Genomic DNA, 23,400 nt, shown 5'->3' on the forward strand with positions numbered 1-23,400 from the left:
CGACGGACCGTAGGGTGCGCACTTGTGCGCACCGTACAAAACGCACACCACAAACCGCGCACCGGCCGAAACCCGCGCGCCAAACCTCACACATCGAGAAATCCTGGAGCGGGTGAAGGGAATCGAACCCTCGTCTTAAGCTTGGGAAGCTCCTGCTCTACCATTGAGCTACACCCGCCCGGGTGAACGGGAGATAGCCCCTGCCGCTTTGCCAGTCAATGGGCTCGCGGACGCCGCAATACCGGGTGCGGGGCGCCGTCCGGACCGGGTGCACGGCACCGTGATCGCCGGTGCATTGCCATTCCGCCGCGGCGCCCGAATATGCCCGTCATGAGCATTGCCCGATCCCCCCGTATCACCCTGAACCGGCGTCTTTTTCTGGCCGCCTCCACCGCCGCGATCGCCGCCCCGTCGCTGGCCCGTGCGCAAAGCTACCGGGCCACGGTGACCGACTATGCGGACCGGCTTCACACGGTGATCGTGCGCCGCGACGACGAGGAGATCTACACAGAGACCTTCGGCGGCCGAGGGCCGGACGGGATCGCCAACGTCAAATCGGTGTCGAAGTCGCTGGTGGCCCTGCTGACCGGCATCGCCATCGACCGTGGGCTGATCGAGGGCACGGATGCGCGGGTGCTGCCGCTTCTGGGACGGCCCGAGACCGGGGACGCGCGGGACGCGCTGACCATCGACCACCTGCTGACGATGCGGACCGGGCTGGAAAGCGTGTCGGGCGGCAACTACGGGGCGTGGGTGGCCAGCGGCGACTGGGTCGAGGACGCGTTGGGGCAGGATCTGGTCAGCACGCCCGGCGGACGATTCATCTATTCCACCGGCGGCTGGCACGTGCTGGGCGCGGTGCTGTCGCAGGTGACCGGGCAAAGCCTGCTGTCGCTGACGCGCGATTGGCTGGGCGCGCCGATGGGCGTCGACTTTGCGCCGTGGGTGCAGGACCCGCAGGGCCGCTACCTTGGCGGCAATGACATGGCGCTCAGCCCGCGCGGGCTGGCGCGGATCGGACAGATGGTGGTGGATGACGGCATGTGGCAGGGCGACCGCATCGTGCCCGCCGCGTGGCTTCAAACAAGCTGGGAGCCGCGCACCCGGTCGCCGTTCTCGGGCGACCAATACGGTTATGGCTGGTTCCTGACCCGGATGGACAACGCACAGGCCGCCTATGCGCGCGGCTACGGCGGGCAGATGCTGGCGGTGATCCCGTCGCGGCGGCTGGTCATCGCGATCACGTCGGATCCGTCGCAGCCGGCACGCTCGGCGGGGTATTTCGGCGACCTCAGGCGGTTGGTCGAGGCCATCGCCTCGGAAGTCTAGCCGCGCCGTCTGCGCCTGCGCCCGCCATCCTCGCCGCCGCCGCCGACGTTGAAGCTGACGTCGGGCAGGGTGGCCACCTCTTTCAGGTGCGGGAATGGCGCCGTGGCGTGCGGGATCGCGTTGGCGGCGACGAAATGTTCCTGAAAGCGCGGCTCGATGGCGGTCTCGACCTTGTGGATCTGGTGCACGCGTTTCTCGATCTCGGCCCGCGCCCCGAGATTGCACAGCGCGATCCGCGCCCCGGTCCCGGCGGCGTTGCCGGCCGAGGTCACGCGGTCCAGGGCGCAGTCGGGGATCATCCCCAGCACCATCGCGTGCTTGGGCGAGATATGCGCGCCGAATGCGCCCGCCAGCACGACGCGGTCCACGGTTTCGGTCTGCAACTCGTCCATCAGCAGGCGCGCGCCCGCATAAAGCGCCGATTTCGCCAGCTGGATCGCCCGGATGTCCCCCTGTGTGACGGTGATCAGCGGGCCGCCCTCGGCGCGTCCGTCGTGGATGACATAGGCGTGCGTCCGTCCCTCGGCGATGCAGCGGTCGGTGCCGGTCTGCGCGGCCGAGCCGATCAGCCCGCGCGCGTCCAGAACGCCCGCCATGCGCATCTCGGCCACGGCCTCGATGATGCCGGATCCGCAGATGCCGGTCACGCCGCTGGCCGCCGCCTGGGCGGCAAATCCGGCGTCATCCGACCACAGATCGCAGCCGATGATGCGGAAGCGCGGTTCCTTGGTGACGGGGTCGATCTCGACCCGCTCGATGGCGCCCGGCGCGGCGCGCTGGCCGGAACTGATCTGCGCGCCCTCGAAGGCGGGGCCGGTGGGCGAGGAACAGGCCAGCACCCGGCGCTTGTCGCCCAGCTGGATCTCGGCATTGGTGCCGACATCGACGATCAGCACGAGGTCTTCCGATTTCCAGGGCTCTTCGGCCAGCGCCACGGCGGCGGCATCGGCGCCCACGTGGCCCGCGATGCAGGGCAGGATGTAGACGCGGGCCGAGGGGTTCATCTCGGTCAGGTCCAGCTCTGCCGCGTCGAGCGACAGCGAGTCCGAGGTCGCCAGCGCGAAGGGCGCCTGTCCCAGCTCTACCGGGTCGAGCCCCACCAGAAGGTGGTGCATCACCGGGTTGCAGACAAAGACGGTTTCCATGATCTGCGCCGCCGCGATGCCGCCCTCGGCAGCGATCTCGATCGTCAGGCGGTTGATCGCGTCGCGCACGGCTTTCGTCATCTCGACCGCGCCGCCTTCGTTCATCATCGCATAGGACACGCGGCTCATCAGGTCCTCGCCGAAGCGGATCTGCGGGTTCATCACCCCGGCGCTGGCCACGACCTCGCCGTTGCGCAGGTCGCACAGATGCGCCGCGATGGTGGTCGAGCCAAGGTCGATGGCCAGCCCGTACAGCCGCCCCTCCCAATAGCCCGGCCAGATGTCGAGGATACGCTCGCCCGCGTCGGCATGGCCCTTGTGCAGCGCGACGGTGACCTGCCAGTTCCCCTTGCGCAACGCGGGCTGAAGCTTCGACAGGACAGGCAGGGGCACGCTCAGCCCCTCGGTTCCGATCTGCCACTGGTCCGCCAGCGCCCGCTTCAGCCGTTCGAGATCGCCCGAGGGCTCGTGCATGTCGGGTTCCTGCACCTCGACAAGATACAGCCGCGTCGCCGGGTCCATGGTGATGTCGCGCACCGCGGCGGCCTTGCGGACGACCTGCTTGTGGACCTGGCTTTCTGGAGGGACGTCGATCACCACGTCGGACTGGATCTGCGCCTGACAGCCCAGCCGGCGGCCCTCTTTCAGCCCGCGCACCCGGTCGTACCGCTCTTCGACCGCGTTCCACCCGGACAACGCGTCGGACTTCACGGTGACGCCGTGTTTCGAGAACTCGCCGTAAGACGGGTTCACCTGACATTTCGAGCAGATACCGCGCCCGCCGCAGACCGAGTCGAGGTCGACGCCAAGCTGCCGCGCCGCGGTCAGGACAGGGGTGCCAACGGGAAAGCGTCCGCGTTTGCCGGAGGGGGTGAAGATGACAAGCGGGTCCATGGCGCCTCGGACGGTTGCTGCGTCCGGCGGAGCATAGCGGCTTGGCGCGCGAGGGAAAGATGAGGCGGGCGGGAATAATTGCCCGCCCGACCTTGCAACGGGGTGGCTACCGCAGGGCGCCCGCGGCCTTGAGCGCCTCGTACTTGTCCTGATCCCACCACCAGTAGTTGACGCCCCGGTCGTATTCCGGCTTCTCGTCCGGCATGCCGAATACGTCCCAGTAGGCCATCCAGTGCGTGCCCTTGTACCAGTTCGGCACCCAGATGTGCTTGGCCCGCAGAACCCGGTCCAGCGCCTTCACCCGCGCCGTCATCGACGGCAGGTCCTCAGCGGCGATGATCTGCTCGATCAGCGCGTCGACCACCGGATCTGACACGCCGGCAAGGTTCAGCGTGCCGGGCTGTTCCGCCCCGCGCGAGCCGAACAGGGTGCGCAGTTCGATCGAGGGGCGCAGCGGCAGCACGACGCGGGCCATCATGATGTCGAAATCGAAGTTCTGCTGCCGCTCGACCTCTTGCGCCGGGTCGACGCGGGCATAGATCGCGTCGATCCCCACACGTTTCATGTTCTCGATGAACGGCAGGATGATCCGCTCAAGCGAGGCGCTGTCCGAGATGAACTCGACCTGCAGCCGCTCTCCGGCCTCGTTCACGCGGATGCCATCGGGGCCGACGGTCCATCCGGCCTCGTCCAGCAGGGCCGAGGCGGCGCGGATCGCGCTGCGGTCCAGCTTGCCCTCGCCCGAAAAGACCGCGGGCGTCACGGCGGGCTCGGTGAAGATCGTCTCGGGCAGCTGGTCGCGGAACTCTTCCAGGACGGCCAGTTCGTCGCCTTCGGGCAGACCTTCGGCCTGCAGGTCCGAGTTTTCCCAGAAGCTGTCAGAGCGGTTGTAAAGCCCGTAGAACAGCGTCTTGTTGGTCCATTCGAAGTTGAACATCATGCCGATGGCTTCACGGACGCGGGCGTCCTGAAACTTCTCGCGGCGCAGGTTCATGTAGAACCCTTGCGCCCCGGACGAGCGGCCGTCGGGGATCGTCTCCATCTTCACCCAGCCGTTGTCGATCGCCGGGAAATCATAGGAGGTGGCCCAGATCGCCGAGGTGAACTCCTCTTGCAGCAGGTACTCGCCCGCCTTGAACGCCTCGAACTGGGCGGTGCGGTCCGCGAAGTACTCGTAGGTGTAGCAGTCGAAATTGTCCTTGCCGATGGTCACCGGCAGGTCCGCGCCCCAGTAGTCGGGGTCCTTGCAATAGGTGATCGTGCGCCCGGGGCTGACCCGTTCGACCCGGAACCGGCCCGAGGTCACGGGGGCGTCGAGCGTGGATTCGTCGAACGGAACGTCGGCGTAGTAATGTTCGGCGAGGATCGGCAACTCGGCGGCCAGCGCCGGCAGGTCGCGGGTGGCCGCGCCTTCGGCGAAGGTGAATTTCACCGTGTGGGGGTCCAGCGCCTCGGCGCTTTCGATGTCCTCGAACAGGATGCGGTAATAGGGTTCGGCCTGTGTCTTGAACATCTCGAGCGAGAAGACGACGTCCGACGCCTCGATCGGCTCGCCGTCGGAAAACCGCGCTTCGGGGCGCATGGTGAAGGTGGCCCAGCTTCGGTCTTCCGGATACTCGACGCTTTCGGCCACCAGCGCGTAGAACGACGCGGGCTCGTCCCATGACTGCACCATCAGGCTGTCGTGCAGCCGCTCCAGCCCCTGCGCCGGTTCGCCCTTCAGGATGAACATGTTGAGGCTGTCGAACGTGTTCGACGCCAGCGTGCCCCGGAATGTCATCGTGCCGCCCTGCGGCGCGTCGGGATTCACGTAATCGAAATAAGGGAAATCCGCCGGGTATTTCAGGTCTCCGAACGGCGACAGGCCATGCGAGACGATGGTGTCCTGCGCCTGTACCGAAAGCGGCAGGGCCAGAACGAGTGCGGGGGCGAGGGCGGCGAGAAACGCCGGGCGCGATATGGTCATGGGGCTCCCTGGTGTCTGCGGTTTCAAGACACTGTACCGGGTTTCGTCCGGCGTGGAAGCGGGGTGCGGTGTCACGTTTGCCGGAGGTGCCGCCGGGCGGGGGCTCTGCCCCCATCGCCTTCGGCGATTCCCCCGGGATATTTCCGGACCAAAGAAGCCGGATCAGTTCCCGGCGCGGTCGATCTCGCGCAGGATCGCGGCGGCGCGGCGGGCGCGTTGCAGGGCGGTCAGGTGACACAGCGCGGCATAAAGCCCAAGACCCCACGGCAGCACCCAGTCCCACGGCAGCAGGCCCGCCAGCAGCAGCAGGACGCAGGTGTAGATGATCCGCTCCAGCCGCTCGAACGCGTCGGGCCACGCGGTGTTGGACACCGGCGTCTCGATGGCGGTGCGGGCCTTGGCGTAGCTGGTGATCATCGCGCCCGAAAAGCCCAGCAGCACCAGCGCCCAGTAGCCGGTGACCCAGCCGATGGCGAGGGCCACGACAAGTTCCTGATAGCGGTCGACCATCGCGTCGAAATAGCCGCCCAGCTTGCTGGACAGCCCCGTCTGCCGCGCCACCGCGCCGTCCAGCGCGTCGAACACGAAGGTGCAGGCCAGCGTCAGCGCGTAGATCCAGTGCGACTGGTGCCAGAGATAGGCCGCCGAGACCGCGACGAGCAGCACAAGGCCCGCGCCCGTCACCTGGTTCGGGGTGAACCCGGCGCGGGCAAGGGGGCGGGCCAGCGCCTCCCACATCGGGTCGATCACGTCCTTCATCAGCCCGTCGATCATGCCGCGCCCTGTCGTTTGTAGAGTTTCACCAGCGCCTTGCGGATGTGTTTCAGATCGTCATAGCGGCGCGCCATCAGGTCGCGCTGCTGCGGGTCTGGCTCGATCACCGGGGCGTCGCTGTCGGCCAGCGTGGCGGCGGCGTCCCAGACCGAGGCCGACCAGCCCATCGCGGGCGCCGCCATCGCCGCCGCGCCGCGCATCCCGGCATAGGCGGTGTCGCGCACCTGCACGGGGCGGTCCAGCGCCGCGGCCAGCGCGCGGACCAAATGCGGGTTCGCCACCGCGCCGCCCACCAGCGGCAGCGGGCCGTCGGTGCGCGCGCCGCGTTCCTTCTTCACAAGGTCGTAGACCCAGCGGGTGTTCAGCGCCACGCCCTCGGTCACCGCGCGTTTCATCTCGGGCGGGCCGTGGCGCAGGTTCAGCCCGTGGAAGGCGCCGCGCAGGCGTTCCTCGTCCACCGGCACCCGCTCGCCGGCCAGCCACGGCAGGAAGTACGGGTCGTCCGGCGCCGGCGCGCCGATCTCGCGGTAGAAGGCGGCGAGCGCCGCGTCGTCGTCGGACTGGCCGAAGGTGCGGGCCAGCCACGCCATCGCGGACCCCGCGACCTCTTGCGTGGCGATCAGCAGGGGGCGGTGGTCGATCGACGAGGTGATCGTGGCGTAGGCGGCGAAGGCGTTCAGCACGCGGCGGTCGAAGAAGCCCGACACCCACGACGAGGTCGAGACGCACAGGTGCAGCGCTCCGTCCGCCACCGCGCCCGAGCCGATGGCGGTCACGCTGACGTCGCCGCCGCCGCCCAGCACCGGGGTGCCGGGACGCAGGCCAAGCTGCCCCGCCGCCTGCGCGGTCAGCCCCTCGACCACCGCCGCTCCGTCGACGATGCGGGGCAGGCGGTCCAGCGGGATGCCGTAATGCGCGGCAAGATCGGGCGACCAGCCCTCGCGCCCGCGCCGGGTGTCCATCAGCCACGTCAGGTTGGCGCTGTCGGCGGTGGTCGTGACCGCGCCGGTGGCGCGCAGGATCAGCCAGTCCTTCACGTCCAGCAGATGCGCGGTGCGGGCATAGACCTCGGGCTCGTTGGCGGCGATCCACAGCATCTTGCCGGGCGGATCCATGCCGTTGTGCGACGGCGCGCCGTTCGCAAGACGGATCGAGCGGGCGAGGAATCGCGCGCCATAGCCCGCGACCTTCGGAAACCCGCCCGTCTTGCCCCGGATCAGCGCGGCAGAGCGCTTGTCGAGCCAGACCATCGCCGGGCGCAGCGGGTGCCCGGCCTCATCGGCGCAGACCAGCCCGCACATCTGCGCGGCAAAGACCACGGCGCCGGTGCGGGCGGGCAGGTCGGGAATTTCGGCCCCCAGCCGCGCGATGCCGCGGGCCAGCGCCGACCACCAGTCCTCGGGCATCTGCTCGGCCCGGCTTTGCGCGGGAAGGTGCAGCGGATAGCGCTCGGTCACCGAGGCCAGCACCTTCAGATCCGGCCCGACGGCCCCGATCTTGACGCCCGAAGTGCCGAAATCGGCGGCGAGGATCAGGTCGGGGTCGGTCACGCGGGTGGTCGTCCTGCTGGGGCTTGCCGGATTGGGGTGCCACGCAGTCGCGCGTTTGGCAACACCCGGGCTTGCAATCGCCGCCCGGCTTGCCGAAAGGAAAGACATGAAGCCGATGGACATAGTCTACACCTGGGTCGACGACAGCTTTCCGGGATACCTGGAAGAGCTGAACCGCTACGCGGACGATCCGCGCGACCTGAACCCCAACCGCACCCGCGACAATCTGGAGGTCGTGCGCTTCTCGATGCGGTCGGTGGCGCGGAACTGTCCCTGGGTGCGGCGGATCCATTTCGTCACCTGCCGCCCGCAGGTTCCGGCTTGGCTGGACAGCGCGCATCCGATGATCCGGGTCGTCCACCACGATCAGCTGATGCAGCCCGAGATCCTTCCGACCTACAATTCCTTCTGCATTGTCAGTCATTTGCACCTTCTTCCAGATGTGACGGATCAATTCGTCTACATGGAGGACGACATGCTGGCGATGGCGCCGGGCATGGTGGATGCGCTGTTCGCCGAAGACGGCCGCCCGCAGGCGCATCTGCAGCAGCTGCGCATCAAGCGGGATCTCGACCCGGCGAAGGCCAGCCCGTGGAACCTTGCTCTGGCCACCGCCGACCGGGCGCTGGCGGCGCGGTTCGGGGGCGCCGAGGCGCGGCGGCACATGATCCACGGGCCACAGGTGATGGACGTGGCGAACAGTCGCGCAATGTGCGCCGACTTCGCGGACGAGATCGCGACGACGCGTGCATCGCGGTTCCGGGGCGGCGACAACGTGCCGCCCGAGGTGCTGAACCAGCACTACGGGATCGAGACCGGCGCCTTCGCAGAGGCGGGTTGGAGCCTAAGCAACGATCTGCAAGGCTATGTCTCGATTGAGAATTTCGCGCCTTGGACGTGGTGGCAGTTGAAGCGGATCAACGCGCGGAAGCCCTTGTCGATCACGCTGAACGACAGCTTCGGCGACCGGCCGAACCCGCGTGTCGTGGCAATGGTACGGGCGCAGCTGGAGCGCTGGTTCCCGGAACCCGCGCCGTGGGAGCGCGATGCGTAGCCTTCGGGCCATTGCGTCCGGAGGCGGTTTTTTCTAGAAAAATCCAAGAAGCACGATCTTCTGGAAGATCGTGAAGATCAGGATTTTCCAAGGAATCCTGTGACCTCCAGCCGGGAGCGTCCGTCATGGATCAATCGCCGTCTCAGGTGCCGAAAGGCGGCCGCAAGGCCGGGATCTCGCCGCAGGCGCGGCGCCACAACGAGATGCGCAAGGCCGCCATCGCCGCGCATCCCGATCTGGCGCATGTTTCGGGCGCGCAGCCGTGGACCGTGCTGGCGCTGCCGGTGCTGCTGGCGTTGCACTGGGGTCTCGCGTGGGCGGTGTCGGACGCCGCGCTGTGGGTGATCTTCCTTGCCGCCTTCATTCCGGGGCAGTTGTTGATCCATTCCGCTGGCGGGCTGGTGCACGAGACTGCGCACAAGCTGATCTTCCGGGGCGACCGGGCGAAGCTGGGCTTCGACATGGGGCTGGAGTGGATCCTGTCGAGCTATGGCAAGCAGTTGATTTACCAGCACGAACACATCACCAGCCACCACCCCTATATCGGCGATTACGAACGCGACTACGAGCACGAGGACATCTGCGCCTTCCAAAGCCGGATGATGCTGCGCTCGGAGAATCCGCGCCTGCAACACCTGCTGACCGGCCTGACGCTTGTGATCCACCTGCTGCCGCTGGGGCCGATCATCGGCGACGAGATCTTCCCGCGCCTGAACGCATGGATCACCGGGCGGCCGCAGAAGGACCCGGAACGGCATGTCGAGGCGACCAGCGCGCCCCTTTGGCAGAAGCGGCTGTTCATCGGCGTATCGCTGGCGTCGAACCTGACGCTGCTGGCGGTGTTCGGGCCATGGGCCCTGTTGTATCACCTGTGGGCGCTGTCGCTGTTTCTGGGCAAGTTCGGGATCTGGAACCTCGGCCAGTCGCTTAGCGAGCACGAGGGCACCGACGAGACCGCGCCGACCCGTTCGCGGTACGGCCCGATCAACTGGCTGCTGTTCAACACGGGCTATCACAACGAGCACCACACTTTCCCGAATGTCGCGTGGTCGCGGTTGCCGGAGCTGAAGCGGCAGGCGCCCGAGGTGTTCACCGAGACGGCGGACAAGACCTATTTCGGCTATTGGCTGGACCACGTGCGCGGCGACTTCACCGCCAGCCGGCGGACGCCGTTGCATGATGTGGACAACACCGCCCGCTGCGCCGGGCGGGTAGAGCCCGCGGAATAGGTTTTCCCTGACGGCGCTTAGGCTTGCGGTGCGAGGCTGCGATAGACTTTGAGGTAATCCGGGCCGACCTGCGTGACGTCGAAGCGGGCGGCCTCGGCGGTGGCCCAGCCTTTCAGCGTGTCCGGCGCCTTTGCCAGCGCGATCACCTTGTCGGCCAGCGCGGCCGGGTCGTTCGGCGGCACCAGCAGCTCCGCGCCCGGGCCGGTCAGGACCGAGGCGTAACCTGCGTTCGCGGCGGCCACGGGCAGGCATCCGGCGGCCATCGCTTCCAGCAGGATCAGTCCGAAACTTTCACCATAGGGCGCGGGCGCGAGCAGCATGTGGGACCGCCCGAGAAGCGCGCGGGCCGCGTCGTCCTCCGGGCGGCCGATCACCGTGACCCGGTCCGATTGCGCCGCCTGCGCCTTCGCGCGCAAGGGTCCGTCGCCCGCGATGGTGAGGGTCGCGTGGGGCAGCGCCCGACTGATGCGGGGCCACGCGGCAAGCGCGATGTCGAGACCCTTGCGCGGTTCGAGCCGACCGAGAAACGCAAGGTCCAGCCTGCCGGGATCGCGGGGCCGCGCAGCGGCGGTCCAGTCGGACAGGTCGATGGCGGGCGGCAGGATCTGCGGGTGAAGGTCGGGCAGCACCCGGGCCAGCATGTCCAGCGGCGCCGGCGAGGGCACGACGATGGCCTCGCAGCCCGGCAGGATGCGGGTCGCGGCCGAGCGGATGAAGCGGTCGGTCTTGCCCTTGGCGTTCGGCGCGGGCAGGGTGGCGTGGACCGTCGCCAGAGTCGGCAGACGCAGGCGCGACCACAGCTGGCTGGTCAGGAACGGCGTCCACGGCGTGTGCATGTGGACGACCTCGGCCCCCCATGCGCGCAGGTCCTTCACGGCGGCGGCAAGAGCGCGTGGCCCGGCGAAGGACAGCTCGAACTCGGTTCCGTGGGCGCCGATCAGGCGGCTGTGGCCCAGCGTGGTGATCCCTTGGTCGGTGCCGGGCGCCGCACCGGGCGGCGGCGGGCACAGGATGCGGGTCTCGTGGCCCTGCGCCGTCAGCCACCGCGACAGGTCGCGCACGTGGCGCTGCACGCCGCCGGGGCGGCGCATGTCGTAGGGGCAAAGCTGGACGATCCTCATTTCATTTCCGCAGGTCGCGGGCCAGCGGCATAAGCCCCTCGGCCACGTCCAGCAGGCTGTAGACCATCAGCGCCCAGACCGCCCAGCCAAGGTAGTCGCCCGAGAAGGCGAGGAACGGGATCAGTCCCGAGATCCCCGCGATGAAGGCGGGCAGCCAGTCGGCGGGCGTCAAAGGCTCGGGCACGCCGTCCTCGGGCCCTTGCAACCGGTCGCGGATCACCCGCGCCAACAGCCGCGCCCAGCCCGCCATCGCGGCCAGCGTGGCCCAGCCGTCCCCGCCCAGCACCCGGTCGGCAAGAAGCCCGATGGCAAGGTACAGCAGGCCCCACTGGGTCATGTCGACAAGAAAGTCCAGGTCGCCGCCGACCTTCGACGTCCGCCCCGTCACCCGCGCCAGCGTTCCGTCGGCGCAGTCGAGCACCTGAAACAGCGCGCCCGCCAGTGCGACGGCCCACGGCGCATCGGCCAGCGGCAGGCCCCACGCCAGAAGCGGCATCGCCAGCGCCGTCGCCAGCGCAAGGAAGGACACCGCGACGGGTGACCAGCCGAGGCGGGCGAACACCCACACGAAGGGCAGCGAGGGCAGGCGATAGAGCAGGGCGATCGACCACGCCGTTCGCAACTCTTCCCGGAACCACGGTGCGCGGAGGTCCGCCGCAACCTGTCCGAAGGATGGCTTTTCCTGTGCTGTCACGGTCGTGCCCCGCCTTGATGCTTCCCGGCCCCTCACTTATCGTCCGCGCAACTTGCGCGGTCCGGACCGCGTCCGGGACCATGCGCGGTTTCTGCCGCAGATCGGGGAAAGAATGAAGGACTTAACGGCGATCATCGTCGCGGCGGGGCTGGGTGTGCGCATGGGGCCGCGCGGCAAGCTGATGCCGAAGGGGCTGATCAAGGTCGGCGGACGCCCGATGGTGGCGCAGTCGCTGGATACGCTGCGCGCCGCCGGGATCGGGCGTGTGCGGATCGTGACCGGCCACCTGAACGAACAATACGAAGAGGCGTTCGGCGGCGCGCCGGGTGTCGAGCTGATCCACAATCCGCTGTATTCCACCACCGGCAGCCTGCGCACGCTGGCCACCGCGCTGGACGGGATCGAAGGGCCGGTGGTCATTCTCGAGTCGGACCTGATCTATGCTCCCGAGGGGCTGGAGGCGGCGCTGACGGGCGGCAACCTGCTGGTGACCTCGGGGCCTACAGGCGCGGGGGACGAGGTCTATGTCTGGACCGATGCAGAGGGCGCGCTGATCGAGATCTCGAAGGACGCAGCCGCGCGGCCCGAGCCGCATTTCGGCGAACTGGTCGGAATCACCGCGCTGGATGCGGCGAGCGTCGCGCTGATGCGCGTCGTGGCCGAAGAGGTGCTGACCGAGACCCCCGCCGAGCATTACGAGGCCGGGCTGGTGGCGCTTGGCCGCAAGGTTCCGGTGCCCTGTGTCCGGATCGACGATCTGCCGTGGGCCGAGGTCGATGACGAGACGATGCTCGCCCACGCCGAGCAGGAGGTCTACCCAAGGGTCGCCGCCGCGCGCGAGGCGCGGATGGCCGGGGCGCGGACCTCGTGATCCGGGCCGTGCAGGCAGCGACGCGCCGCCTGCACGGGACCCTGACCCTGTTCGTTGCGCTGGCGCTGGCCCCGGTCCTGCTGGGCTGGGCGCTTGTCACGGCGATCGGTGGCGTTGAAAAGCGCAGCCTGCCGCGCGACGATCCGGCGACGACGCTGATCCTGGTCACGCTGGACGGCGTGCGGCCGCGGGAACTGCTGCACGGCGCCGATCCCTCGCTTGCGCCCGACCGCGCCGATGAGCCGGTGATGCCCTTCCTGACCCGTTCGCTTGCGCCGTTGGGCGGCTTCATCGCAGGCGATGGGCGGTTCGGAACCGGAACGCCCTTCGCCACCAGTATGCCGAGCTATCATGCGATGTTCACCGGTCGGATGACGACCTGTCTCACCAACGAGTGCCGCGAGCCGCGCGGCGAGGGGCTTCTGTCCCGGCTTGTTGATCTTGCGCCGGGGTCGGTGGCGGTTTTCGCCACGTGGACCCGGCTGTGCTTCGGGCTGCCGGCCGAGCGGCTGGCGAACATATCGGTCTGTGGCCGGGATCAGGCCTTCGCCTATCTGCGGCGCCACGGTGCGGCGGCGGATGTCGAGGGCAACGCCGACGCGATGATCTTCCGCGCGGCGCTGTCCCGGCTGCGGCTGGACCCGCCGAGCTTTCTGTACATCGCGCTTGATGAAAGCGACGGGGTGGGACACTCGGGCGTGTATCCGGCCTATCTTGGCGTGCTGGCGCGCTATGACGGCTATCTCAGGGCGCTGTGGTCCGAGATGCAGGCGATGCGGGCGCGCGGGCTGAAGCCGGTGCTGGTGGTCACGACGGACCATGGTCGCGGCGACGGGGCAGAGTGGACGGGCCACGGCTTTACCATCCCCGCCTCGCGCGAGGGCTGGCTGCTGGCCGTGGGGCACGGGATCGCGGCGCAGGGGCGTGCGGCGGGAACCCGGCACCGGTCGCTGTTCGACGTGCGGCCCACGGTGGAACACCTTTTGGGGCTGGTGCCGCGGCGAAGCCTGTGGGGCGGCGTGATGACCGAGTTGTTGGCCTACCGCGGCTAAAGCTGGCGGACGTAGGCGACCGCGCCAAGGGAAAGCGGCACCGCGATGGCGGTGATCACGGCGGTCGAGGGCGCGACGGTGCCCTGCTGGCCAAGCGCCCAGAACACCTTGATCGACACCGTCAGGATATAGCCCCCGGCGGCAAGCGCGATCAGGCGCGGATACAGCATGCGACGGCCATCGAAGCCAAGCGCCGCGAAGGCCACGGCAAGGAAAGCCACCGCGCCGGGCAGGAACACCGCCAACCGCCGCTGCCAGAGCGCGGTGCGGATGCCGGGCAGATAGTGGGTCGCGGTGGGCGCGCGCGCCAGTTCGCGCAGCTCGGCGGTGGACAGGATGTAGGGCGCGATGCCGAAATGCGCGAGCTGCGCGGTGGTCAGCAGCAGTTCCGTCTCGGCACTGCGCGCGGTCAGCAGGTCGGCGCCGGTGGCGGGGGTCCATTCGCTGACGCCTTCCAGCCGCCAGACATCGGGCGTGTCCGTCGGCACCGCGCGTTCCGCGCCAAGGACCGAGGTCAGTTCCGTCGCGCCGATGCCGCTAAACACCAGAAGATTGCGCATCTCGGGTTCAGTGCCGCGCTTCATGTCGGCGCGCATCGCGATGTCGCCGCTGACGATCCAGCGCCCGTCCAGCCAGCGGTCGCGGTAGCGCTCGCCATAGTCGCCCAGCCCGGTCTTCACCTGCGCCTGTATCGCCTCGGGCCGCCACCGCGCCTCGAGCCCGGTAAGCAGGCCGCCAAGGATCAGCGCCAGCCACAACAGCGCCGCCAGCCGGTGCCCCGGCCCGGCGCCCGCCGTGGCGAGGATCACGCTTTCAAGCCGCATCCGGCGTGAGATCTCGGCAAGGAACGGGCCGAAGAACACCGCCACGGGCAGCATGCGGGTGACGATGTCGATCCCGCGCTGCCAGAGATAGGGCAGCAGGACCGAGGGCAGGGTGGTCTCTTGGTAGGTGGCCTGCCAGCGGATCGACGGGAAGATCCGCGCAAGGTCGATGGTGTAGGCGACCATGGTCAGGATGAACAGAACCGCCAGCACCGCCAGCAGGTACTCGATCAGCGCCCGGCGGGTGGCGATGCCAAGGAACGCGGTTCGCAGCCGTTCCAGCACCTCGCCGCGGGCCCCGTAGTCCGGGGCGGTCGTCCTGCCCGCGCCCATCATCATCATGCGCGCCCGCCTGCGGGCATCACGATCCGTTCCGCCCGCAGCCAGACATATCCCAGCGCCGGAGCCAGTCCCATCGCGACGATCGCCAGCGCGGCGGGCCAGAACCGGATGTAGCCCAGCACCACGGCGTCGCCGAGGATCGCCCGGCTGGCCACGTCGCCCGCCAGCACCAATAGCAGGCCGCCCGGCAGCGCCAGCCATCGCCCGCGCCGTGTGCCCGAGAAGGCGGCCGCCGCCACCGCGACCGCCGCCGCCACGGGGCACAGGATCGCGCGGGCCAGCATCTCGCCGAACTGGCGGGTCGGGCGGGTCAGGCGGCGTCCGTCGTCGCGGGTGATCGGCTCGCCCCAAAGCGGGCCGTCGTTCTCGAACAGGTAGCGCTCGGTCACGCGGGGGCTTTCATCCGCCTTCTCCAGCACCTCGTCGGTCGAGAAGGCCAGCTCCATCGTGCGCACGGTGATCCGCGCGAAGTCCAGCCCCGCCACCCCGGCGGTCGGCGCCTCGGTGGGGGCTTCGCCGTTGCGGCCGCGGAACTCGCGGAACTCTTGCAGGCGGACCACGTAGTTGCGGTTCTCGTCCGGGCCCACCACGTCCCAGTCGGTCGCCTGCGCCACGTTCCACGAGCCGCCGGGACCGGGCCTGTAGACGAACAGACCGCCGTGCTGCGCGTCTGGGTCGTCGGTGGGGGTGGCGATAAAGGTGCGGCCGCTGATCTCGCGCACACGCCGGACCTCGGCGGGGTCGGAGAGTTCGGCGATCAGCGTGCGCGACCGCAACTCGTACAGCGCCAGCCGCTGCACGTAGTTCGACAGCGGCGTGACCAGGCCGGAGAACAGGAAGGACAGCGCGAAGCCCGCGCCGCCAAGGTACATCGCCAGCCTTGGGATCCGGGTCCAAGGCTCGGACGCGGCGGCGCAGATCACCAGTTCGTTCGCGTTGCGGGCGCGGGTGACGGCAAGGTAGATCCCGAGAAACAGCACCAGCGGCAGGGCGAAATCCACGATCTCGGGCGATTTCAGCAGCAGGATCTTCAGCAGGTCAAGCGCGCTGCCGCCCTCGCGCAGCACCTGCTGCAGGGTCGAGGTGAAGATGTCCGCGATAAAGATCGACTCGATCAGCACCAGCAACGCGACGATCGTGCGCAGCGCGCGCTGCCGCAGAAGCCGCGTCATCGGGCTGTGGAGTCGCTGGATCATCGCCATATCGGTCGCGTTTGGCCCTTGGCCTGGAGTTCCCTACCGATGATGCGCAGATAAATGAGACGGATCAAACATCTCTTGTCATCAAAAGAGGTTACCGAGTGACATCAGCGTGACCAGCCCGGCGCCGGTCGCGATCCATGCATCGGTGATGTCCAGAAGCCCGCCCTGATGCGGCAGAACCGCCGGATAGTCCTTTACCCCGGCCACCCGTTTCAGGCGAGACGCGGCAAGGTCCCCGGCCACCGTCAGCGCCCCCGAGGCCAGTGCGACAAGCATCGAGCCGAGCACGGGGAAGCCGCCCAGAAGCGGCCCCAGAAGGCCCACGGTCAGCATCAGCATCACCGCGCCCGACACCAGTCCCTCGACCGTTTTCTTGGGGCTGAGAACGGGGAAGGCCTTGCGCTTTCCGAACAATTTGCCTCCGAGCAAGGCGTAGCTGTCGAAGGTCTCGACCAGCAGGAAGGCCACCAGCATGGTCGCGGCCCCGCCTTGCAGCGCCGCGCCGGTGAAGACGATCAGCGGTACGCCGGGGAACAGGGCAAGGTCGGCGAAGGCCCGGGCCTTGCCATCTGTCCGCAACATCAGCCGGACCGCCAGCAGAAGACCCATCAGCAGGACGGCCCCAAGCGCCAGCGGGACGGGGTGGACGCGCGACGCCAGAAGCCCCAGAACCAGTAACGCCGCGCCGACGATCATCGCGGGCAACGCGCCGTGGATGCCCGCACGGGGCAGGGTGACGCGGGCGGCCTCGTAGCCGCAGCGCAGGGCGAGCAGCGAAAACAGCGCGACGATGGCGTAGGTGCCCAGCAGGAACGCGCCCGCCACGACGCCCACGATCAGCGTTTCGGTCAGCAGCACCGGGAACACGTCGCGCGCGGTGGACCGGGTCGCGGGCACGGCCATCAGGCCCAGCACGACGGCATAGCCCACGCCCAGAAGCGCAAGGCACAAAAGCGCCAGCATCGTGGGCAGCGCCCCAGCGTAGGCCACGCCGACCATCAGCGGCGGTGCTTCCGCACGATGCCCGACTGCCACGCGCGCAGCGCGGGTGCGGCCAGCGAGTGCAGCCACAACAGCGCGGTCATCTGCGCGCCCGGCGCGACGGTGAACCGGCCCTTGTCGGCGCGCTTCAGGATCGCGGCGGCGACGTTCTCGGGCGTCCAGAGCCCGCCGCCTGCGGTGATCGCCTTGGTGACCGCGGGCTTGGTGCGGGCCTCGGCGGCCAGTTGCGGCGTGTCGGTGTCGGGCGGGTAGGCCAGCGTCACGCTGATCCGGGGCGCGAGTTCGACCCGCAGCACCTCTGCCAGCCCGCGCAGGGCGAATTTCGACGGCGCATAGGCAGAGTATCCGTAGATCCCGAAGAACGCCGCGCCGGACGACACGAAGACCAGCCGCCCGTCGCCCATCGCATCGGCACAGGCCTTGGCGAAGTACAGCGCGCCCATGTAGTTCGTCTGCATCTGCGCTTCGTGGGCGGCGATGTCCTGCGACATGAACTCGCCGGGTTCGGCGATGCCCGCGTTTGCGATGGCCCAGCCCGGCGCGCCGAAGTCGGCGATGGCCTGCGCCACGGCGGCCTCGCAAGCAGCGCGGTCGGCGACGTCGCAGGGATAGGCGCGGGCGTTCGGCATGGACGCCACCGCGTCCGTCAGCCGGTCGGCATTGCGGGCGAACAAGGCCACGGGGTGACCGCGCGCGGACAGCTGGCGGGCAAGCGCAAGGCCGATCCCGCTGCTGCCCCCGGTGATGAAGGCCGGCCGGGTGGCCGTGCCCGTCACTGGCCGGCGTCCCCTGCGAAAGCCAGCAGCATGTCGTGCGCCTCGGGATCGTCGACCTGCTCGGGCGGGTGCTTGAACAGGAAGGCGCTTGCCTCGGGCACCGCACCCTTCAGCCCGCGTTCCAGCGCGATGCGGGCGCAGCGGACGGCGGTGATCGCCATCGCGGCGGCGTTCGGGCTGTCTTCGACTTCCAGACGGACCTCCATCGAGGTCTTGGCGCCGCCCAGCAGCTGCCCTTCGATCCGGACGTAAGCGACCTTGCGGTCATGCAGCCACGGGACATAGTCCGATGGGCCGATGCGGATGTTGCCATCGGCCAGCCGGGCGTCCATCGCGGCCTGCACGGCCTCGGTCTTGGACTCGCGCTTCAGCGCCAGCCGGTCCATGTCCATCATGTTCATGAAGTCGGTGTTGCCGCCGACGTTCAACTGGTAGGTGCGGTCGATCTTCACGCCGCGCATGTCGGCCAGATGCGCCAGCGTGCGGTGCACGATGGTCGCACCGAACTGCGCCTTGAAGTCGTCGCCGAGGATCGGCAGGCCGGCGCTTTCGAATTTCTTCGCCCAGGTGGGGTTCGAGGCCAGAAACACCGGGATGCCGTTCACCACCGCGCAGCCGGCTTCCAGCGCGCACTGGGCGTAGAACTCGACCGCCTGCGTGCTGCCGACGGGCAGGAAGATCACCAGAACCTCGGCCTTCGCGTCCTTCAGCGCGTCGACGATCTGATCCTTCGACAGCGGCGGCTCGTCCGAGGGCACAAAGCTCAGCTCGGGCGGCTGGTTGCGCATGAAGGCCGACACGCCGTCAAGGTCGGGGCCGCGATGGACGCGGGCCGGCTGATCGTCAAGCTTGTCCCAGAAGATCTCGGTACAGTTCGGGTCGGCCAGCACGGCCTCGCCGATGGGGCGGTTCACCTTGCGGCGGTCCACGTCGAAGCCCGCGACGATCTCGATATCCTCGGGGCGGTAACCGCCAAGCTCGGGAAAGGAGACGCCGACGGCATCCGCGCCTTTGACGCGGCAATAGGAAACGGCCTGGACGAGCGAAGAGGCGCAATTGCCGACACCGGCAATCGCCGTGCGGATACTGCCGCGCTGGGAGGTGCTCATGTATCCCTCGAAATTCTCGTTATTCTAGGCGGGGGTTTTGGCACGGTGACGGGGCGGGCGCCAGTGGATTATTGCTGAAGTTCGCCACCCGAGACCGCGTAATACTCGGAAATCGCACCGGCTCCTGCCGGAAGCAGCCCGTGGACCGACAGTTGCGTCACGCGCGGCAACAGCCCGCTTTCGTCGACCTCGGCATAGGCATAGACGACCCGCGCCGTCTCGCCGCCGATCCGGCCCAGCACCTGCGCCTTGAACGGGCCGGTCTGAAGCAGCACCATCGACAGTTGCGGCAGCGGCTTCAACGCCACGTTGAACTGCCCGGCCGTGGCGCGGCGGCTGATGTTCACGCCGAAGGCCAACAGGCGCTCGATGGGTTTCAGCGGCTTTCGTTCGCCGTCGTCGGCGTAGCGGCGCCAGTAGATGCTAACGGCATCGGGATAGGTCAGGGTGCCGGCAGCGTCATAGCGAGCGGCGAATACGATGGTGTTCTCGTTGGTCGACCGCTGCAGAAAGAACATCTGGTTGGGGTCTTCCGGCACGGGCCAGTCCGGCTGAACCAGCGGCAGGCGCGGCTGGCGGTCGACGCGGATCGTCTGCAACCGCGCCGCCGAGGCCGCCCCGGGAAGGGAGGCCGCCGCGAGGGCCGCACCCGTGGTGCCGATGAAATGACGCCGGTCCATGGTTCAACTATAGCGCGGGCACGGGGGCAGGCGAGAGGATCGCGTGTTCCGGCCAGCGCTTATAGGCGGGCTTCTGCCTGTGGCGTCATACGTCGCCGGCTTCCGGCGGGGGCATACCGCCCATGACACGGAAAACGTTCAGGAACTTGCGATCTTGACCGGCAAGTCGCCATGAACCGCGGCGGCGGTCACATCGACCGCGCGCAGGATATCCTCGTCGCGGTGGGCGGCGGAGAAGAAGAAGCGGATGCGCGGCTGGTCCTTCGGCACGCCGACCTGAACGATGGGCGGCGCGTAGATGCCGTGCTCGATCAGAACCTGACTGATCATCATCGTCTGCTCGGGCGTCTCGAAATGCAGCGGCACCACGGCCTCGCCGATGGCGTTGCCGGGCTCCAGCCCCGCCGCGCGCGCGGTGTCGCGGAACAGGCGGGACTTCTGTTTCAGCCGTTCCACCCGCTCGGGCTCGCGCCGAAGGATGTTCACCGCCGCGTTGGCCGAGGCGGTGGTCGCAGGCGACAAGCCCACGGAATAGACGAAACCGGGCAGGGTGAACCGCAGCCACGCGATCACTTCGGCATTGGCGCAGATGAAGCCGCCCGACGAGACGAAGCTTTTCGACAGCGTGCCCACCGACAGTTCGACCTCGGACGGGTCGATGCCGAAATGCTCGCAGATGCCTTTGCCGTTCCGGCCAAGGACGCCGTAGGAATGCGCCTCGTCCACCAGCAGCCATGCATCGTGGCGGTTCTTCATCTCGACCAGCCGGGGCAGGTCGGGAATGTCACCATCCATCGAATACAGCCCTTCGACCACCACCAGCACGTGCCGGTATTCGCCGCGCGCCGCCTTAAGCTGCGCTTCGAGGTCGTCGAAGTTGTTGTGTTCGAAGGTGCGGCACTCGAACCGGCCGGACTTGGCGCCCACCACGATGGAGTTGTGCGCAAGGCTGTCGATCAGCACAAGATCGCGCGGCCCCAGCAGGTGATTGATCAGCGACAGGTTGGTTAGGTAGCCCGAGATCAGCGACAGCACGTCGCCGACGCCGAGGAACTCGGCAAGGTTGCGTTCCAGCGCCCGGTGCGCGGTGCGTTCACCGCCGACAAGGCGCGACGCTCCGGCGCCCGCGCCGTAATCCTGCATCGCCTGGGTCGAGGCCGCGATGACCTCCGGATGACGCGCAAGGCCGAGATAATCGTAATGCGCGAGGCTGACGTAGCCCTCGGGCTTCGAGGAATACATCTGCTCAAGCCGGTCCACGGGCACGAAATAGGGGTGACCCTTTTCGATGATGGACTTCCCTGCGAGCCGAAACCGTCGCTCTGCCACTGCAGAAAAGCTCGGGCGCTCCGGCTTGCCGTCTGAAACCATCAAAACCTCCTTGGACAGCGCCCTGCCCGGACTGCCCGTGCGTCTGCCTGTTTGCGCCAACCTACCGGATTTAGCAGCACTAACAATAGCCCTGCCGGATGGCACCGGCAAAAATCCCCGCGCCTTGCCGGGTTGTAACGCCCTGAAACACTTAGTGACGCGCCTGCATCGCCGCCGTCACGCGTGCCGCTGCGCCAAGGAAGGCCGTGATGTCTGCGGGAGAGACGTCGCCGATTACTCCGACGCGAAAGGTTGCGTGGTCTCGCATCTTTCCCGCGTAAATCGCGAAGCCTTCGTCCTTCAGCCTGTCATAGAACTGTTGGAAATCGAACCACGCATCCTCGGGTTCCCCAAAGGAAACTATGATCGGAGCCTGCGTCGCGGGCTCCAGCACCGGGCGAAAGCCCAGATCCGCCATCCCCTTGATTAACAGCGTACAATTTTCGGCATAGCGCGCGCGGCGCGCTTCGGGCCCGCCTTCCGCCTGCAACTCGTCCAACGCCTGCGCCAGCGCCGCGATGACATGTGTCGGCGGTGTGAAGCGCCACTGACCGTCAGCGGAAAACTGCCGATCCTGGGCCGCAAGATCCAGCACAAGCGACGGCGAGTTGTGATCGTCGCGCGACAACAGCGGTTTGCGGACGATGACGAAGCCCGCGCCGGGGACGCCCTGAAGGCATTTGTTGGACGATGCGGCCAGTGCCGCGAATCTCAGCGCGCCCGCGTCGCAGGGCAGCGCGCCGAAGGACGACATCGCGTCGACCAGCACTTCGGTTCCCGCCGCGCGGCAGATCTCCGAAATCTCGGCGATCGGGTTCAGCACGCCCGAAGTCGTCTCGCAATGCACGACGGCGGCGAAACGGAACGGCCCGCCGCTGGCCAGCGCCTCGGCCACGGCGGCGGCGGGCACCGGCGCGCGGTCGGGCAGGTCCAGCACGCTGTGGCGCAGGCCCATGCGGGCGCAGATCTCGGCGATCCGCTTGCCGTAGGCGCCGTTCGACACCACGAGGATGCCATCGTCGGGCGCGACCAGCGAGGCGATCATCGCCTCGACCGCGAAGGTGCCCGAGCCCTGCAAGGGGACGGCGGTATAGTCGTCGCCGGCGTTTGCGATCCGCAGCAGACCCTGTCGCACCCCGGCGGTCAGCGCCTCGAACTCCGGGTCGCGGGACCCCCAGTCGCGCAGCATCGCGCGTTTCACGCTTTCGGTGGTGGTCAGCGGGCCGGGGGTCAGCAAAAGCGGCGTGTCGGTCATGCAAGATACTCGCGGAAGCGGCGGGCGACGGTTTCCGGCGTCACCTTGGGCCGGGGCAGGTTCTCGATCCGGCTGGGCGAGACCTTCAGATGCAGAAGGCGCGGGCCGGGGGTTGCAAGAGCGGCGCGCAGCAGCGTGCCAGAATCCTCAAGCGTGTCGGCGCGGCCCGCGAAGGCATAGCCGCAGGCGCTGGCGACGGTGGCGAAGTCGACGCCGGGCGACACGGTGCGCTGGCCGCCGGTGCTTTCGTGGATGCCGTTGTCGAGGATAACGTGAGTCAGGTTCGCCGGTTGCTCGGCCCCGATGGTGGCAAGGTTGCCCAGCTTCATCAGCGCCGCGCCGTCGCCGTCCAGCACGACGATCTCGCGGTCCGTGTTCAGCGCCGCGCCAAGGCCGATGGCGCTTGCGCCGCCCATGGACCCGACGGTGTAAAGATGCGCGGGCGCGTCATCGAGCGCATACAATTCGCGCCCGCAATAGCCGGTGGTGGCGATCAGCCCCGTGTCATCGGGCACCGAGGCACGGATAAGGTCCAGCACCTCGACCCGGCGCGGCGGTTCGGCGGCGGTGAAGGCGCCTTCGGGCGTGCAGGCGGGGCGCGCGGCGACCGGCGTTTCGTCCAGCGGCGACTTGGCCACGCCGCCCTTTGGCAGCACGAAACCGAAGGGCAGCGACGTTTCCGCCATCCGCGCCATCGCGGTGTCCAAAGCGGGGCCGATGGCGGCGGCGCTGGCCGGGAAGGGCGCGTTGGGCACCTGCACCAGATCCAAAAGCCCTTGCGTGATCTGGCCCATCAGTTCGTGCTGCGGCTCGTCGCCAATGCCGGGCTGACCGCGCCACGTGGTCAACACCAGCGTCGGGATGCGGAACGGAAAGTTCAGCGAGGTCAGCGGGTTGACCGTATTCCCAAGTCCCGAGTTCTGGCACATCACGGCCGTCTCGCGCCCGGCGAGCCATGCGCCGGCGGCGATGGCCACGGCCTCGCCCTCGCTGGCCGCGCCGACATAGGCGGCGTCGGAGCTGGAGATCACCGCGTTCATCAGCGGGGTCAGGAAGGAACAGGGAACACCCGTCCAGAACGAGATGCCGCGCTCGGCGGCGGCGGCGATGAAGTCAGGAGCGTCGATCATCGGGAAAGCCGAATTTTCTCGGACATTCCG

20 protein-coding genes and 1 tRNA gene are annotated in these 23,400 nt (G+C 68.4%); 5 read left to right on the plus strand and 16 right to left on the minus strand.

All coding sequences use genetic code 11. The features are described 5' to 3' along the window. Positions 1-104: 104 nt before the first annotated feature. Positions 105-178, minus strand: a tRNA-Gly gene (locus tag ACP156_RS06050). A gap of 152 nt (positions 179-330) precedes the next feature. On the opposite strand from ACP156_RS06050, the gene ACP156_RS06055 reads away from it, so the two are divergent. Further along, entirely contained in the window at positions 331-1,329 is a 999-nt protein-coding gene (locus tag ACP156_RS06055; protein ID WP_425050406.1) for a serine hydrolase domain-containing protein, read from the plus strand. Here the strand turns inward: ACP156_RS06055 and ACP156_RS06060 are convergent. The 4 genes from ACP156_RS06060 to ACP156_RS06075 form a co-directional block, all read right to left on the minus strand. Next, positions 1,326-3,368: an ASKHA domain-containing protein gene (locus ACP156_RS06060; protein ID WP_425050407.1), complete on the minus strand. Its 2,043-nt coding sequence runs from the start codon at positions 3,366-3,368 to the stop codon at positions 1,326-1,328. The two genes, ACP156_RS06055 and ACP156_RS06060, sit on opposite strands and share 4 nt — an antisense overlap. Before the next feature lie 106 nt (positions 3,369-3,474). Continuing rightward, complete coding sequence (locus ACP156_RS06065) at positions 3,475-5,334, minus strand: extracellular solute-binding protein (protein WP_425050408.1); 1,860 nt, start codon at positions 5,332-5,334, stop codon at positions 3,475-3,477. A gap of 162 nt (positions 5,335-5,496) precedes the next feature. Next, the gene (locus ACP156_RS06070; protein ID WP_425050409.1) at positions 5,497-6,108 is read right to left on the minus strand and encodes a CDP-alcohol phosphatidyltransferase family protein; all 612 of its coding nucleotides are present in this window, start codon (positions 6,106-6,108) and stop codon (positions 5,497-5,499) included. Further along, a complete protein-coding gene (locus ACP156_RS06075; protein WP_425050410.1) occupies positions 6,105-7,658 on the minus strand; it encodes a xylulokinase in 1,554 nt (517 codons plus the stop codon). The genes ACP156_RS06070 and ACP156_RS06075 overlap by 4 nt, the downstream gene beginning before the upstream one ends. A 115-nt stretch (positions 7,659-7,773) precedes the next feature. On the opposite strand from ACP156_RS06075, the gene ACP156_RS06080 reads away from it, so the two are divergent. Together ACP156_RS06080 and ACP156_RS06085 are read left to right on the plus strand one after the other, a co-directional pair. After that, positions 7,774-8,712 (plus strand): hypothetical protein, encoded by a 939-nt coding sequence (locus ACP156_RS06080; protein ID WP_425050411.1) that lies wholly within the window; start codon positions 7,774-7,776, stop codon positions 8,710-8,712. 125 nt (positions 8,713-8,837) lie between these two features. Then, positions 8,838-9,941: a fatty acid desaturase gene (locus ACP156_RS06085; RefSeq protein ID WP_425050412.1), complete on the plus strand. Its 1,104-nt coding sequence runs from the start codon at positions 8,838-8,840 to the stop codon at positions 9,939-9,941. Between the two features lie 17 nt (positions 9,942-9,958). Here ACP156_RS06085 and ACP156_RS06090 read toward each other — a convergent pair whose 3' ends face one another. Next, the gene (locus tag ACP156_RS06090; RefSeq protein WP_425050414.1) at positions 9,959-11,062 is read right to left on the minus strand and encodes a glycosyltransferase family 4 protein; all 1,104 of its coding nucleotides are present in this window, start codon (positions 11,060-11,062) and stop codon (positions 9,959-9,961) included. 1 nt (position 11,063) lies between these two features. Continuing rightward, positions 11,064-11,756, minus strand: coding sequence for a CDP-alcohol phosphatidyltransferase family protein (locus ACP156_RS06095; protein WP_425050415.1), 693 nt, complete (start codon positions 11,754-11,756; stop codon positions 11,064-11,066). A 112-nt stretch (positions 11,757-11,868) separates the two neighbouring features. Between ACP156_RS06095 and ACP156_RS06100 the strand changes: the two genes are divergently transcribed. Continuing rightward, the gene (locus ACP156_RS06100; protein WP_425050416.1) at positions 11,869-12,627 is read left to right on the plus strand and encodes a phosphocholine cytidylyltransferase family protein; all 759 of its coding nucleotides are present in this window, start codon (positions 11,869-11,871) and stop codon (positions 12,625-12,627) included. Further along, complete coding sequence (locus tag ACP156_RS06105; RefSeq protein ID WP_425050417.1) at positions 12,624-13,679, plus strand: hypothetical protein; 1,056 nt, start codon at positions 12,624-12,626, stop codon at positions 13,677-13,679. Before ACP156_RS06100 ends, ACP156_RS06105 begins: the two co-directional genes overlap by 4 nt. Here ACP156_RS06105 and ACP156_RS06110 read toward each other — a convergent pair. From ACP156_RS06110 to aepY, 9 genes are all read right to left on the minus strand, one after another. Then, positions 13,676-14,845: an LptF/LptG family permease gene (locus ACP156_RS06110; protein WP_425050418.1), complete on the minus strand. Its 1,170-nt coding sequence runs from the start codon at positions 14,843-14,845 to the stop codon at positions 13,676-13,678. The genes ACP156_RS06105 and ACP156_RS06110 overlap by 4 nt on opposite strands. Next, positions 14,842-16,041, minus strand: coding sequence for an LptF/LptG family permease (locus ACP156_RS06115; protein ID WP_425050419.1), 1,200 nt, complete (start codon positions 16,039-16,041; stop codon positions 14,842-14,844). Before ACP156_RS06115 ends, ACP156_RS06110 begins: the two co-directional genes overlap by 4 nt. Positions 16,042-16,128: 87 nt before the next feature. Continuing rightward, positions 16,129-17,118 (minus strand): phosphatidate cytidylyltransferase, encoded by a 990-nt coding sequence (locus tag ACP156_RS06120; protein WP_425050420.1) that lies wholly within the window; start codon positions 17,116-17,118, stop codon positions 16,129-16,131. After that, on the minus strand, positions 17,046-17,825 hold the full coding sequence (locus tag ACP156_RS06125) for an SDR family oxidoreductase (protein WP_425050421.1): 780 nt from the start codon (positions 17,823-17,825) through the stop codon (positions 17,046-17,048). The genes ACP156_RS06120 and ACP156_RS06125 overlap by 73 nt, the downstream gene beginning before the upstream one ends. Beyond that, a complete protein-coding gene (locus tag ACP156_RS06130; RefSeq protein ID WP_425050422.1) occupies positions 17,822-18,934 on the minus strand; it encodes an inositol-3-phosphate synthase in 1,113 nt (370 codons plus the stop codon). The genes ACP156_RS06125 and ACP156_RS06130 overlap by 4 nt, the downstream gene beginning before the upstream one ends. A 68-nt stretch (positions 18,935-19,002) precedes the next feature. Continuing rightward, positions 19,003-19,614, minus strand: a complete 612-nt coding sequence (locus tag ACP156_RS06135; RefSeq protein WP_425050423.1) for a DUF4833 domain-containing protein — start codon at positions 19,612-19,614, stop codon at positions 19,003-19,005. Between the two features lie 138 nt (positions 19,615-19,752). After that, on the minus strand, positions 19,753-20,985 hold the full coding sequence (locus ACP156_RS06140; protein ID WP_425050424.1) for an aminotransferase class I/II-fold pyridoxal phosphate-dependent enzyme: 1,233 nt from the start codon (positions 20,983-20,985) through the stop codon (positions 19,753-19,755). Positions 20,986-21,136: 151 nt separating this feature from the next. Beyond that, complete coding sequence (locus ACP156_RS06145) at positions 21,137-22,240, minus strand: 2-aminoethylphosphonate--pyruvate transaminase (protein WP_425050425.1); 1,104 nt, start codon at positions 22,238-22,240, stop codon at positions 21,137-21,139. Then, positions 22,237-23,370: a phosphonopyruvate decarboxylase gene (aepY, locus tag ACP156_RS06150; protein WP_425050426.1), complete on the minus strand. Its 1,134-nt coding sequence runs from the start codon at positions 23,368-23,370 to the stop codon at positions 22,237-22,239. Before aepY ends, ACP156_RS06145 begins: the two co-directional genes overlap by 4 nt. Between the last annotated feature and the right edge of the window lie 30 nt (positions 23,371-23,400).

This window comes from Psychromarinibacter sp. S121 (assembly GCF_049801035.1).
Taxonomy (GTDB): domain Bacteria; phylum Pseudomonadota; class Alphaproteobacteria; order Rhodobacterales; family Rhodobacteraceae; genus Psychromarinibacter.

Bases quoted from the DNA above. Each gene is read 5' to 3' on its own strand.
- ACP156_RS06055 (WP_425050406.1), top strand. From the start codon at position 331: ATGAGCATTGCCCGATCCCCCCGTATCACCCTGAACCGGCGTCTTTTT.
- ACP156_RS06060 (WP_425050407.1), bottom strand. From the start codon at position 3,368: ATGGACCCGCTTGTCATCTTCACCCCCTCCGGCAAACGCGGACGCTTT.
- ACP156_RS06065 (WP_425050408.1), bottom strand. From the start codon at position 5,334: ATGACCATATCGCGCCCGGCGTTTCTCGCCGCCCTCGCCCCCGCACTC.
- ACP156_RS06070 (WP_425050409.1), bottom strand. From the start codon at position 6,108: ATGATCGACGGGCTGATGAAGGACGTGATCGACCCGATGTGGGAGGCG.
- ACP156_RS06080 (WP_425050411.1), top strand. From the start codon at position 7,774: ATGGACATAGTCTACACCTGGGTCGACGACAGCTTTCCGGGATACCTG.
- ACP156_RS06085 (WP_425050412.1), top strand. From the start codon at position 8,838: ATGGATCAATCGCCGTCTCAGGTGCCGAAAGGCGGCCGCAAGGCCGGG.
- ACP156_RS06090 (WP_425050414.1), bottom strand. From the start codon at position 11,062: ATGAGGATCGTCCAGCTTTGCCCCTACGACATGCGCCGCCCCGGCGGC.
- ACP156_RS06100 (WP_425050416.1), top strand. From the start codon at position 11,869: ATGAAGGACTTAACGGCGATCATCGTCGCGGCGGGGCTGGGTGTGCGC.
- ACP156_RS06110 (WP_425050418.1), bottom strand. From the start codon at position 14,845: ATGATGATGATGGGCGCGGGCAGGACGACCGCCCCGGACTACGGGGCC.
- ACP156_RS06115 (WP_425050419.1), bottom strand. From the start codon at position 16,041: ATGATCCAGCGACTCCACAGCCCGATGACGCGGCTTCTGCGGCAGCGC.
- ACP156_RS06130 (WP_425050422.1), bottom strand. From the start codon at position 18,934: ATGAGCACCTCCCAGCGCGGCAGTATCCGCACGGCGATTGCCGGTGTC.
- ACP156_RS06135 (WP_425050423.1), bottom strand. From the start codon at position 19,614: ATGGACCGGCGTCATTTCATCGGCACCACGGGTGCGGCCCTCGCGGCG.
- ACP156_RS06140 (WP_425050424.1), bottom strand. From the start codon at position 20,985: ATGGTTTCAGACGGCAAGCCGGAGCGCCCGAGCTTTTCTGCAGTGGCA.
- ACP156_RS06145 (WP_425050425.1), bottom strand. From the start codon at position 22,240: ATGACCGACACGCCGCTTTTGCTGACCCCCGGCCCGCTGACCACCACC.
- aepY (WP_425050426.1), bottom strand. From the start codon at position 23,370: ATGATCGACGCTCCTGACTTCATCGCCGCCGCCGCCGAGCGCGGCATC.